The 13,664-nt window shown below is 32.6% G+C and carries 11 protein-coding genes; 3 read left to right on the forward strand and 8 right to left on the reverse strand.

Annotation, left to right across the window (positions count from 1 at the left end):
* Positions 1-117: 117 nt before the first annotated feature.
* Positions 118-1,764 (reverse strand): SusR family glycan utilization regulator, encoded by a 1,647-nt coding sequence (susR, locus tag ABXT06_RS15250; RefSeq protein WP_354591514.1) that lies wholly within the window; start codon positions 1,762-1,764, stop codon positions 118-120.
* 112 nt (positions 1,765-1,876) lie between these two features.
* Between susR and ABXT06_RS15255 the strand changes: the two genes are divergently transcribed.
* A complete protein-coding gene (locus ABXT06_RS15255) occupies positions 1,877-2,221 on the forward strand; it encodes a 5-carboxymethyl-2-hydroxymuconate Delta-isomerase (RefSeq protein ID WP_354591515.1) in 345 nt (114 codons plus the stop codon).
* Positions 2,222-2,341: 120 nt separating this feature from the next.
* Here ABXT06_RS15255 and ABXT06_RS15260 read toward each other — a convergent pair whose 3' ends face one another.
* Both ABXT06_RS15260 and ABXT06_RS15265 read right to left on the reverse strand, forming a co-directional pair.
* Positions 2,342-4,600 (reverse strand): acyl-CoA dehydrogenase family protein, encoded by a 2,259-nt coding sequence (locus ABXT06_RS15260; protein ID WP_354591516.1) that lies wholly within the window; start codon positions 4,598-4,600, stop codon positions 2,342-2,344.
* A 319-nt stretch (positions 4,601-4,919) separates the two neighbouring features.
* Positions 4,920-5,834: an EamA family transporter gene (locus tag ABXT06_RS15265; protein WP_354591517.1), complete on the reverse strand. Its 915-nt coding sequence runs from the start codon at positions 5,832-5,834 to the stop codon at positions 4,920-4,922.
* 109 nt (positions 5,835-5,943) lie between these two features.
* Here ABXT06_RS15265 and ABXT06_RS15270 point away from each other — a divergent pair, with 109 nt between their 5' ends.
* Positions 5,944-7,368 (forward strand): aminotransferase-like domain-containing protein, encoded by a 1,425-nt coding sequence (locus ABXT06_RS15270; RefSeq protein ID WP_354591518.1) that lies wholly within the window; start codon positions 5,944-5,946, stop codon positions 7,366-7,368.
* 198 nt (positions 7,369-7,566) lie between these two features.
* Here ABXT06_RS15270 and ABXT06_RS15275 read toward each other — a convergent pair whose 3' ends face one another.
* The 5 genes from ABXT06_RS15275 to ABXT06_RS15295 form a co-directional block, all read right to left on the reverse strand.
* The gene (locus tag ABXT06_RS15275) at positions 7,567-8,514 is read right to left on the reverse strand and encodes a bestrophin family protein (protein WP_354591519.1); all 948 of its coding nucleotides are present in this window, start codon (positions 8,512-8,514) and stop codon (positions 7,567-7,569) included.
* Positions 8,515-8,622: 108 nt separating this feature from the next.
* Positions 8,623-9,345 carry an adenine nucleotide alpha hydrolase family protein gene (locus ABXT06_RS15280; RefSeq protein WP_354591520.1) on the reverse strand — a complete coding sequence of 241 codons (723 nt, stop codon included), beginning with the start codon at positions 9,343-9,345 and terminating at the stop codon, positions 8,623-8,625.
* A gap of 83 nt (positions 9,346-9,428) precedes the next feature.
* Entirely contained in the window at positions 9,429-10,811 is a 1,383-nt protein-coding gene (locus ABXT06_RS15285; RefSeq protein ID WP_354591521.1) for a HAMP domain-containing sensor histidine kinase, read from the reverse strand.
* Position 10,812: 1 nt separating this feature from the next.
* On the reverse strand, positions 10,813-11,487 hold the full coding sequence (locus tag ABXT06_RS15290; protein WP_202001614.1) for a response regulator transcription factor: 675 nt from the start codon (positions 11,485-11,487) through the stop codon (positions 10,813-10,815).
* 164 nt (positions 11,488-11,651) lie between these two features.
* Positions 11,652-12,938: a BamA/TamA family outer membrane protein gene (locus tag ABXT06_RS15295; RefSeq protein WP_354591522.1), complete on the reverse strand. Its 1,287-nt coding sequence runs from the start codon at positions 12,936-12,938 to the stop codon at positions 11,652-11,654.
* A gap of 225 nt (positions 12,939-13,163) precedes the next feature.
* Between ABXT06_RS15295 and ABXT06_RS15300 the strand changes: the two genes are divergently transcribed.
* Positions 13,164-13,637 carry a hypothetical protein gene (locus ABXT06_RS15300; protein ID WP_354591523.1) on the forward strand — a complete coding sequence of 158 codons (474 nt, stop codon included), beginning with the start codon at positions 13,164-13,166 and terminating at the stop codon, positions 13,635-13,637.
* Positions 13,638-13,664 lie beyond the last annotated feature (27 nt).

Raw genomic sequence — 13,664 nt, forward strand, 5'->3', positions numbered from 1 at the left:
CGTACAAGTTACATTTTTAGATAGAAAAAAGTAGTGAATTAAAAAATTAAAATATTGATTTACAGGTTTTTAAATTTTAAAAAACACTAAAAAAAGTAGTAGATTTAAAACGAATATTTATACTTTCAAAGCCTTCGAACCGATTTTCATGACCATTTCTTCGAAATCATTTCGCGAAACTGCAGCCTTATTTCGCGCTCTTGTGCGATAGTTGTAAATTGTGCTTAAAGAATAACGTAAAAATGCCGCTATTTTAACACTGTCTGTAATTCCGAGTCTGATTAAAGCAAAAATTCGAAGCTCTGTATTTAGCAATTCGTTTTGCTTAAGAACAATCTGTTCTTCTGGAATTAATAAGGCATTGAAATCTTTGACAAATGTTGGATATAAGTTTAAAAAGATAATATCGAAGTTTTTGTACAATTCTTCCAACTCATTATCAACCAAAGTGGTTGATTTTAAAATCTTATAAATCTCATCAAATTGTTTTGCCGTTGCTTTCTTGTTTAAGATAATACGATAATTTTCGAGCTTATTAATATAAGTGGAACAAAGATTGAAAAAATGCGCAATATATTCTTCCTTAACCAAGTTAGATTCGGACAATTGCAAGTTACTTTCCTGCAGCTGGCTGTTGGTTTCGGTAATATCTTTGTTTAATTCAGCTAATTTCTGACTCGTTTCGAAAAGTTCGGTTTTAATTCTCGAAACTTTTTTCATTTGTATATACACATAAATTACGGCAACGATCAAAAACAGAGAAAGCAGACTAATGCAAAGCAAATAAATCTGTAATTCGCTTTTTCTTTGCGCTTCACGCTCTAAATATACGGTATTGATAATCGAATATACTTCTGACATCAGCAAAGTTCTAAACTGAACATTGCAATAAAGTGCATCTTCAATAGCCGATTGTGTGAGTTTATACGCCATATCTACATCGCCAATTTCGTAAAAAACTAAAGCTAATTCTTGTAATGAAGCATTGTCTTTGTTGGCATTTTTAATATCTGAAGTTGCTGACAGCGCATAATACTTTTTTCTTGATTCAAGATCGTGCGTCGCTTCTCCAATTTTACCCAATAAATAGGTAATCATGGCATAGTTTGGACTTTCGTCTTTTGTTTTGCTCAATAAAGAAAGTAATTGCTTTTGTGGTTCTTTATATTTTCTATGAATAAAAATATCTTGCTGGATTCTGTTAATCTGATAATCTAAAGTATTCGGATTCAAAATCCCTAACAAGGAATCACGGTATTTACCAATCTGCTTTCTGTATTCCGCGCTGTAACTATTAGCCGCATAATGCTCAAAAAACTCACGATAAGAAATATAATAATTTGGAAGCAGCGAAGTGGCTAGATTTTTTTTATTAATGCTTTTCAAAATCGCTTCTGATTCTCGGTATTTTCCTGAAGAAGAATAAAGTGTCACCAATTGAAGCTGGGCCAAATTAAAAAGCTCTTTATCCTGAAGTTCTTCTGCTAGTTTGAGATTCTTTTTTACATATTGAATAGCCGAATCTGAATTTAGTTTCTGATATTCTAAATACAGGGTTTTGTTATAATTGTATTCTTGCTCTTTGGTAAGATTATCAGATTTAATTTTCTTGAAATTAGCAATTCGTTCTTCTTTAATCTTTACGTAATACTGTTTATTTTTGATTGCTTCATTTAGTTCTTTTAAAATAACATCCGTGCTTTCCGATGCAAAAAGAGGAAAGCTGATAAGAACTATAAAAAGGGAGAGAAATAGATTTTTCAAACTGACAAAAAATAAATAAGATATACAAATATAATAAAGTGTCTATTCTAAAATATTACAAGTAACCTTTTTTATAATTTTGTTACAGCAAACCCGATAAAACTTAAAAATTATGCCACACTTTATAATTGACTGTTCAGAAAATGTACTGCGCCGACTTGCAGCAGACGAAATTATGCAGGAGGTTTTTAATGCCGCTTTCTCGACTAATCTTTTTGCCGCTTCTGAAATTAAAGTTCGTATTAACCCTTTTACATATTATAACAACGGAAATACCTTAGATGATTTCATTCATGTTTTCAGCTACATCATGGAAGGAAGAAATGACGAACAAAAAGGTAATTTATCAAAAGTTATTGTTTCAAAATTAAATACGTTGCTTCCTGAAGTTCCTGTAATCTCTATTAATGTAATGGAATTCGAAAAGTCCAATTATTTCAATAGAACGATGGTATAAATATATTTAAGATATAAATATAATTATATCATTAAATACAAATTCATAAAAAAACTTTGTCAAAATTTTAAACTTTGACAAAGCTTTTTTCAAAACTTATATTACTTATATGGTTTAAAATCAAACTGCAATTGGCGCCGCCAAGCAACTTTCTGGAATATCGAAAGCATTTACCAGTGCGACTGCATCAGGACGAATATCCCAGCAAAGCTGATTTACGATTTTGCGGACTGCTTTAGTTTTAACCGCTTCCATATAACCGTCTTCCAGATACCAAGCTTTATTTTTTTCGATTGTTGAAAGTGCGTACAGCTGATTCAGTTTTGTCAAAATTGCTTTTGATGGTTCATCCTTGACCTCTTTTATTGCGATTTGAAATTGTTCTAAAACGATTCTCTCCAAATACGCCTGTGCGACATCAATCATTTGATGCTGAACGACATTAAAAGCATCATACGGTTCTAATCCTCCGTCAATTAATTTCTTGATACGTCGCGCTGCTGAAGCTAAAATTGTTTTTTCTCTGTGAACAAATGCCTGAAGATGAAATTCTCTATCCAATAAATGTTCATCGTCTGTTTTTCTAGTTGCAATTGGGTTTTTCTCTGCAATAGCCGTTTTTGCATTTTCGTAAACATAATTAATGATTCCCAACGAACCCATTTCTCCAAACGATTTTCTGAATTCTGCCAAACGATTTTTAGCTACTAATTGCATCAAAACTGTATTATCGCCTTCAAAAGTAGTATAGATTTCGGTATCATTTTTAAGCGCATCGATTCGGTTTTCAGACAAATATCCTTTTCCTCCACAAGCTTCACGGCATTCCTGCAAAATATCTCTCGTGCTCCAAGTAGAATATGATTTCATTCCTGCAGCTAGTGCTTCAATGTCTTGCATTTCAGATTCTGTTCTATTTAAAAATCTGTTTGTTAAATATTGAAGCGCAAAATGAACGGCATAAGTTTTTGCCAAATGCGGTAATAATCTGCGTTGATGCATTCTATAATTTAAAATCGGAACTTCAGATCCGCCTTCTGGTCCAAATTGTCTTCTTTGATCGCTGTAGCGAATTGCAATTGTCAGTCCAGATTTTGCTGCTGCTAAAGCCGAACGCGGAATCCCGATTCTTCCTCCTACCAAAGTGCCTAACATGGTAAAAAATCTACGATTATCACTCGGAATCGGACTTTCAAATTCACCTTTATCATTCACAGAAGCAAAACGATCCAGCATATTGTCTTTCGGAATCATCACATTATCAAAACTGATCGTTCCGTTGTCTACGCCATTTAATCCCATTTTATGGCCGCAATCGCCGATTGTTACGCCATTTACGACATTTCCATTTGGATCGCGTAACGGAACAACAAAAGCATTTACACCATAATCGTGATCGTCAATAATTAATTTAGCAAAAACAGTCGCCATTTGCCCGTGAACAGCTGCATTTCCAATATATTCTTTTTGTGCGTTTTTATTTGGTGTGTGAATAATAAAAGTCTGATCATTATGATTGTAAGTCGCTGTGGTTTCCAACCCTTTTACGTTGGAACCATGATGTGTTTCGGTCATCGCAAAACAGCCCGGAAGTTTCAGCGAACCAATATCTTTTAAATATTTGGTATAATGTTTTTCGGTTCCTAAAGATTGAACGCTCATTCCCCACAATCCAAATTGTACTCCAAATTTAATTACCAGACTTAAATCGTGATAACTAAGCGTTTCCATAATGGCAAAATAATCAGCTATGTTTTCTCCTCCTCCATATTGTTTTGGATACGCCATATTTCCGAGGTTTTCATCGGCTAATATTTTACACCATTTGTAAACAGTTTGCCTGAAAACATTAATATCTGTCGAAGTTTCATAAGCAAATTCAGGTCTTGAAATAACCGATTTTACTCTTTTGATTATCGCGGCCTCCTTTCCGTCCAAAATTTGTGTGAGTTTCAGAATGTCAAAACTCGCATTGGTTTGAGAATTGGCTGTAAAAGAACCAGCTTTAGTTTTAAAGTTTTGAAGTGCTTCTTCACCTAAAATTCCAAGATCATTTTCCAATTTCACAAAATCTGATTCTATGGGAGTTAAATCCAAATCTTGTGCAGAAAGTGCTTTAGCAATATCAAAAATCGATTTTATAGAAGATTTATCCTGAATGCTTTTTTCAATATCCGATTTCCATTGTGTAAGTTCATTTCGCGAAGGCGGATTTGAAATATCTACTTTAGAAAGCAAATATTCTTTTTCGTCTGGAGATAAAACATTTAAGGAATTTATAAACTCTTTTAAAGTTGTAAATTCTTTCTGTGTCAGTAAATCATCTGACCACACTAAATAAAATAACGGAGTAAAGGCTTGAAGTTTGGATATTTTCATATGAACGGTATTCGGTTTATAATAGTTTTTTTTGCCACAGATTAGAAAGGATTTTTTGTTTGCCACGAATTACACGAATTTGCACAAATTTTATTCTCAATTCTATAACAAATTAATTCGTGGAAATTCGTGTAATTGGTGGCAAAAATTCTTAGTATAAAGAATATAATCCTTTTAATCCGTTAAATCATTGGCTAAATAATTTTTCTGTTTAGTCAAAAAAAAACAGGAATGAAATATACTCATTCCTGTTTAAACATCCTGTTAAGATTCTGACAATTTTCGATTTTAAACCAATAAAAAATATGAAAACTAAGAATTAAGAACCTTTGGATATTGAGGTCATTTTTTGCTTTATGGCAAAAATATGATGCGAATTAAAAACTAACACTGCGGTAAAAATGATACCGTATGCTGTAATCTGTAAAGGCGTAATATTTTCTTTGAAGAAAAAGGCCGCCAAACCAAATGCAATCATCGGATTAATGTTTAATAACATTCCAACTGTCGAAGAGTTGATTCCTGAGAGTGCATACAAATTGAGAAATAACGGAATTATAGTAAATACAATTGCAATGGTTTCAATGCAGAGATAAAACTTAAATTCCGTTGGAACCGGTCCCCCAAAAACCGGATAAAACGGTAATAATACTAATGCTGCCAAAGTAATGTGAAAAGTCAGTACAATAAATTTGTCAAAACCTTTATTGGCGCGCTGGCTTACTAAATAAGATGCATAAGTTAATCCGATAATGATACTGAAAACCATATCCATTATAGCAGCGTATGACAATAATACACATCCTGAAATACTTAATCCAACAGAAATCCACTGCGTTTTAGACAGTTTTTCTTTTAATATAAAATAAGCTAGTATGGTTGTCAGAATAGGACAAACTAAATATGCTAGAGAAGTTGCTTTTACGCTGACATGATTCATTACATAAATATACGTAAACCAATTTCCCATCAAAAATGCGCTTCCGCCAATATTAAGCAGAATTGATTTTCTTTTTTCTGATTTTGGCAACGCTTTAAATATCTCGATGGTTTCTTTTATTTGTTTTCTTTTGAATAAAAGAGCAATCAAAAGCATCAAAATACTACAGCTGAAAACGCGATAAAATAAAATATCTAATGATGGATATTCATGAATTGGTCTTAAAACCAAACTGAAAAGTCCCCATGTTGTAAAGGCAGAAATAGCTGCGATATAATATTTTGTTGTTTTCACTAAAGCCGTTTTTGAAATGTTTCTTTTTGATGAAGCAAATTTCTAAAAAATATAACAGCAATACAGATACAGTTTTTGTAAATTGCAGCATAACAGTTTTTATTTTCTCATGAAAAATTCGAATTACTTATACCTTCAATTTGCTGACCGAATTGAAAAACAGATTAAATCTGGTGTTCTAAATGTAGGCGATAAACTTCCCTCCATACGTGAAGTATGTGCAGAAACGGGTTATAGCATGAGCACGGTAAGCAAAGCATATTATGAAGTAGAAAGCCGTTCTTTGATCGAATCAAGACCACAATCAGGCTACTATGTTAGTAATATTTCGGCAAGAACAATTCCAGAACCATCGGCAAGCAAACCACTTTTAACTATTGAAAATATTGAACGCGAAGGTTTAGTGGATTTGGTTTATGGCGATATGCGCAAAAAAGACATTACGATGCTTTCGCTTGGTTTTCCGTCTAACGAATTGCTTCCGATTGCGAAATTGAATAAAGGAATGGTTCAGGCGATGCGCCAATTGCCCAACAGCGGAACAAGTTATGAGGAAATTGAAGGAAATAGTAATTTGAGAAAAGAAATTGCGCGCTGGTCATTTACTTGGGGCGGTTCTTTGACCGAAGAAGATATTATCACGACTCCGGGCTGCATTTCTGCAATTTCAAATTGTTTGCTGGCACTGACTAAACCTGGAGATACCATTATTACTGAAAGTCCAGTTTATTTTGGAATTCTTCAATTGGCTCGATCTTTAGGTTTGTATGTAATGGAACTTCCTACCAACATGACCACAGGAATTGAGCTTGAAGCAGTTAAAAAAACTCTTGCTTCCAACAAAGTAAAAGCTTGTGTTTTGATGAGCAATTTCAGTAATCCATCTGGAAGTATGCTCCCAAACGAACATAAAAAAGAAATTGTCCGTTTAATGGAATTTTATAATGTTCCGCTTATTGAAGACGATATTCATGGCGATTTGTATTTTGGCGCAAGCCGTCCTACGAATTGTAAAACTTACGATGAAAGTGGCATTGTACTCTGCTGCAGTTCTGTTTCTAAAAGTCTAGCACCAGGCTATCGTGTGGGCTGGGTTTCTCCAGGAAAATTTAAAAAAGAAGTCTTGAGAACCAAATTGTACCATACAATCTCCAATTCAACTATTACACACGAAGTGGTTGGTGACTTTCTAAAAAATGGTCGTTATGAAAATCATCTCAGAAAAATTCGCCAGATTCTGAATCGCAACTGTACTAATTATATCAATACTGTTTTAGAGTCTTTTCCAGCGGGAACAAAGGTAAGTCAGCCTCAAGGCGGATTTTTTCTTTGGGTGGAATTGGACAAAAAAATTGATACTGCTGCTTTTTATCATTTAGCGCTAAAACATAATATTAGCATTGCCCCAGGAAGGATCTTTTCATTTCAAGATCAGTTTTCAAATTGCATGCGATTGAGTTTTGGATTGCCTTGGTCTAATGAAGTGCGAACTGCTATTCAGACTCTTGGACAATTAGCTAAATCTCAATTATAGATTAAGTTTGTCATTTCGACCGAAGGGAGAAATCACACTCGGAATTCCATAAAGATTAGCGATCAATCTATGCAGAATTTAGAGTGAATCCTCGTTCCTCGAAATGACAAAACTGTGAGAATATTTTTTACAAAAAAACTGGACAGCGCAACTACACACTGTCCAGCCAACAATTAAAAGAAGACCAAAATTAAATAGTTATAAGACAAAATAAGCGTCCTTTTCGACTTTCTTAGGTTCGTCATTTAATTCAAATTCTTTCAGGATATCAAATTCGCTTTGATATTCATTCAGCATTTGCTTGATATTTTTTTCAATTGTGTTTGCAATTGTTGTAACTGGCGTATCTGTTGGCCTGTTTTCAAATGGATCTTGCAAATGAATCGCCATTCTTTCGATCAAAAAGAAAGCGGCACCAATTGCAGTAATCAGCGGAATTGCAAACCAACTCAATACACTTGTCAAACCAAAAGGCAACAATAGAATAAACAAACATAAAGTCAATCTAATGTACATGCTATATGTTGTTGGAAAAATCGTGTTCTTAATACGCTCACACTTTCCCATTTCGTCACATAATCTAGACAATGTATTATCAATCTCAACCTGCTGGTACATATTGATTTTCTTTTCGTTTTTAGCATTTTTCAAATCTCTTGCATGCAGCATCAAAATTGCATTTGGAACGTTTTGATGATTCTTGATGTATTTGATTTCTTCTTCGCTAATTAAACCTTCAAGGGGTTTTATGGCATCTCTATTTCGAAGCGACTGACCTAAACTGTAGCACCAAGCAATTTGCCTTTTAGCAAAGTTTTCTTTGAATTCACTAGCTTCAACTGAATAATCAGGATCATCATAAAAGGTTAAAACCTGACGAATTAAGGTTCTAGAATCGTTTACAACTGCTCCCCAAACAATTCGCGCTTCCCACCATCTATCGTAAGCTTGATTGGACTTAAAAGCTAATAATAAGGAAATAATTGTTCCGATCATCGTCGGAATTGCAATTGGAATATCTACAGGAAGATTTATAAAATAATGATGAAAAATTTCAAATAGTACAGTATATGCTAATACCAATACAATTTCTACTTTAATTTTCCCGAGAACGTACTTCATTGGTATTCTTTTCTTTAATAACATATTTTCGGTTTTAAATTAATATTTTTAAGGGGCTAAGGTTCTGAGATTCTAAGGTTAAAAATTAAAAAACTTAGTATCTTAGAACCTCAGAATCTGAGGGCCTTAGCCTCAAACCATCTCTTCGTACAATGAAAGAACTGGAAGTCCTAGCTTTTCATTAACATTTTCTTTTTTGACTTTTTTAAATTTGATTTTTTCGCCTTTTCGAGTTTCTACCAGCATATCGATATTGTGTTTTGATATGGCTTCTGATAAAAAGGGCGCTACATTTTCGTAATTATCTTCAAAACTTGCCGTCTGGCTTACGATTTCAAAAGAGAAATTGGCACTTAAAAATTCCTGCAAATCTTTTACATGAATATTTTTACTAGAATTTTCTACATACAAGGCTTTATGGAAAACTTCTTTATTGATTTCTGTGCTTAAATGCAAAATCGGGCATTTTTGATTTCCTGCCAATTGCACCAAATATTGATGAATTCTTTTGGTTTCTTGCTTATAAGAATGCGTAAGTATAATTAACTTTACTGAAAAAGCTTCGATAAGACGTTTGAAAATTGGTGCTGAAAGTCCATATTGATTATGAACTTTTAGTTTAATATTTGAAGTGTGTTCTATAATATATCGGCAGGTTTCTAGAACTTCTTCCTGACTTTTGGTAAGTCCAGACCTCATTTCTCTTAAAAAACCCGACGATGAAAACGTATCGGGAGCTTCTGAAACTAATACTAAAATAATTTCCGATTCCGTATTCTTAGACTGATTTACCGCAGATTTAACAGCCGAAATAGTATCATCTTTTAAAGTTGTAGGTATAAGAAAATTTTTCATAAGTATATCTTTTAGTTTTATACTTACAAAATAACTTTCGGCAAATTAGACCTTTATTAATCTAAAATTAGAATTTTCTAAAATTAAACATTAGATTTTTTAATGTTGCCTTTTTTAAAAATGATGGTAACGATTGTTCCTTTGTTTTGTTCAGATTGCACTTGAAGTTCACCATCGTGCATTCTAATGATTTTAGAAGCCAAAGGAAGTCCTAAACCATAACCAATGTACTTAGCCGCGATTTTACCTCTAAAGAAAGGTTCATATAAGTGCGGAATGTCTTCTGGCGGAATTCCTATTCCAATATCATTGATCGCAATTTTGATCATTTCTTTGTTGGCCGTAAGATTTACAAATACCTCATTGTTATCAGAATACTTTACGCCATTGGTTATAATATTATTAATTGCCAGTTCTAATAAAGGCTTATTGCATGGTAACAAAAGCAAATTTGAGTCTTCTGGAGCAAAATTTAGCTTAATGCTTACGCGATTGTCTGGATAGATTTTGTCTAAATCAGATTTTACATCCAATAACAGTTCATCCATTCTCGCAATATCAGATACCTGTTTTTGTCCGTCATATCCCGTCTGAGTCAATTTAAGCAAACTTTCTGTCAAATTTCCTAATCTTGAAGCCTGACTGTAAATATTTTGAAGAGATTCTACATATTCATACTTTTCTCTTTCTTTTAAAAGCATAATCTCAGATTCGGCAATAATGGTGGTAATTGGCGTCTTTAATTCGTGAGAAGCATTATTAATAAAATTAGCCTGAATCTCAAAAGAAGTTTCCAATCGATCCAGCATATTATTAAACGTATTGGTTAAGTCTGATATTTCATCGGAGTTTTTAACCTCAGGAAGACGATTATGAAGATTAGAAGCGCTAATTCTTTTTACTTCTTTTGTAATTCTTGCTACAGGATTAATAACACGTTTTGCCAGATATCGACCTAAAAGAAAAGCTAGAATCACAAAACCAATACCGCCAAAAAGCATAATTTTGACAATATAAACCGTTGTGTCTTTTCCTTTACGGTCTCTCGCACCAACAATTACAATATATTTTTGATTGTTTTCTTGAAAAATCTGCCCTAAATAATACTTGTTATCTCTCTCATAAGAGTCTTTTCCTATACTTAAAATATTAGTATAAAAAGTATTCGGCAGATTTAGGTTTGTATTGTAATCAAAACTGTTGTGACTGTTTATTTTGAGTACATACTCTTCTTCTTCAATTAATTCTTCAAGGCCATTTTTTTGAAGATTTTTATAATATTTAATTTTCTCAGGATCCTTTTGAAAATGGATTGAAGCTACAATTTTTGCCCTGTCATCTAAACGCTTTAAAAAATGGTATCGATTGTTTTCTCTGAATAAAAAAAACACAATGATACACAATAGCGAAGTGCTAAAAGTAGAAAGAGCAACATAATTGAAAGTGATTTTTTTCCTAATATCCATATTATGGTTTTATTACATAACCCAAACCTTTCATGGTGTGAATCAGTTTGGTTGAAAAAGGCTTGTCTATCTTTCTTCTTAAATACGTAATATACACATCGACAACATTGGTATTCATATCAAAATTAATATCCCAAACATTATCCAAAATCTGATCACGCGAAACAATACGTCCAGTATTTTTAGCCAAATAATATAAAAGTTTAAACTCCTTGGCCGTCAGTACAATGTTTTCTCCATCTCTTTTGACCGTTTTTGCACGACCATTTATCTCTAAATCACCAATTGTAATAGTATCAATTTTCTCTGTTTCCTGCTGAGATCTTCTGTACAAAGCATTTACTCTAGCATCGAGTTCCCCAAATTTAAAAGGCTTAACCAAATAATCATCGGCACCAGAATTAAGTCCAGTCACAATATTTTCTGAAGTTCCCAGAGCAGTTAAAAGTAAAATTGGTACGAAGTTTTTGGCTGCGCGAAGTCTTCTGCAGATTTCAATTCCGTTAACATCAGGAAGCATTACGTCTAAAATTACAACATCGAAAGTATAATTATGAATCATTTCTATGGCCGTTTTGCCATCCATAGCAACACTTACTTCATTATTATTTTCTGCAAAACCTTTTCGTAAAATCGATAATAGATTTGGCTCATCTTCGACTATCAGTAATTTCATATTAAGAAGTTTGTATATACAACAAAAATAAGAATACTATTTAAAATAATTTTAAACAACTTTACAAATTATGATTTTATTGTGAAGAATAAAAAAAGCAGACCCGATAAGCTGTTTTTTGATATTATTTTACGTTTAAAGTTTTTGATTTTTAATTTTTGAGATTAAAAAGTCTCTCCAGCATTCAAATAAAATCCTTTAGAATTGTTACCCCAAGCGTAATCTGCAATAAGATTGGTTCTTGTTGCTTTATCTATTAAAACGCGAAGACCGAAACCAAAGGCTGGCTGTACATATTCAAACAGCTTGGTATTGGTATCTGGATTACTTGTGGTTACAAAATTCGTAAAAACGGTACCACTCAGCATTTGATTGCACGTTATTGGAAATCTAAATTCAGTTGCCAAATAAACCAAATTTGTACCTCTAAATAATCCCTGCGTATAGCCTTCTCCACTTCGACTACGCTGATCCCAGCCAATTGCAGGCAAATTCAAATAGGGAACTTTTCCTTTGGCAACAAATTGTCCGTAAGTCCAAAGTGCCAAAATATATCTTTTGTCTTTTTTAGAAACTGGAATAAAATTTCGGTACTCAGCATACAAAACATTACTTACTTCTTGATTGTCAAATATTTCTGGATTAAATCGGTAATTTATATTGGCAAACCAGCCGTGCGTTGCATTCACCTGATTATCTCTAGAATCGTAAACCAAATTAAGACTCACCCCGTTTAAGAAATATTCCGATTCATCGAATCCATATTTCTGATTGTAATTATAATGGTAAGTGAAATTTCCATTGGCAATGTCGAGATCTTTATCAACAATGCTAGAATACCAATCGATATTGATACCCCCACCAACATAAAAATTAGGTCGAACCTGAAAAGAAACAGATTGATGAAATTTAAAATAATTATAATCCATTGGCTGTGCAATAGAATCAATACTAAAACCTGAATCTTGTTCACGACGAGGCGGAATAATATTTGTTCCTAAACCATAATTGGGTTGCGAAAAAATATACAAACGGTAATCGCCACTCAAGAATATCTTATTGTTTTTGAGTAAAATATTATTCTTGACATTTACCAGCCATTGTTTTTTTGTGGTATAAGTTATTCCAATATTTGCTATTGAATATTTATCGGCAACTTCTTTTCCTTTAAAAGTATATTGTGCCACAGCGCCATAAAAAAAGCCCGTTGCTGGCTGAGAACCTATCGCTGGAATAATCAAGAAAAAGCTATTTTTTATGGGTTTAACAACATAAACAGAATCCTTTTTTTTGAAGATTTCTAATATTGTTTTAGGAGGGCAAATTTTTGGGTTTTGAATTTCAGGATTTTGATTTCCTTCCTGAGCAGATAGAGTAAAAGAAATAAAAAGTAATAATCCTAAGATTTTAGACTTGTACTGAAAGGCATTATTTTTAAAAAAAATTACCATTTACAAAGTTTAGCTTTAGAAATAAGACTTAATCTCACTGTAAATATAAGTCTTATTTTCAGCATTTTACCAAATAAAAAAAGAAAAAAACGAATTTAAAAGTCTTATTCTATTATTTTTTTGGCTTTTTCTAACCAAAGTAAGCTTATCTTCTAGAGTAATTTTGCAAAATAATTTTGAGAACATAAAAATTGATTAAACATTTCGCAAACAAATCAATAAAGAATGAAAAATACTTTTGAATTTACATTACCAGAATTTCCAAATGATAGCTTTGAATTTGAAAATAATATTTTTTCCGGTAAATCTACGTTAAAGCAGAATGGAAATCTAATTGAGCAAAGCAAAGAAAAAGGGAAACCTTTCTTAATTAAAAGAGCTAACGATGAAGTCGTTAAAGCTTATCCTAAAATGAATATTCCTGATATTTCAGCACAATCTTTGACAATTGACGGAAAAAAACATATTATGGCTAATCCATTAAAATGGTATGAATACATAATTGGAGGACTACCATTTCTAGTAATTTTTGGCGGAGGTGCAATCGGCGGCCTTATAGGTGGTGGTGCAACATTTATTAATTATGCTTTTTTTAGAGAAAAAACATCAAATAAATATTTTAAAGTGATTGGGGTTAATATACTTTGTTTTATTTTATACTTATTTATAGCTGGTCTTTTCTATAAGTTAATCAATTAAAAAAAATCAACATAACAACAAAACAAA

Origin of the sequence: Flavobacterium sp. UW10123 (assembly GCF_040538975.1) — a bacterium.
Taxonomy (GTDB): domain Bacteria; phylum Bacteroidota; class Bacteroidia; order Flavobacteriales; family Flavobacteriaceae; genus Flavobacterium.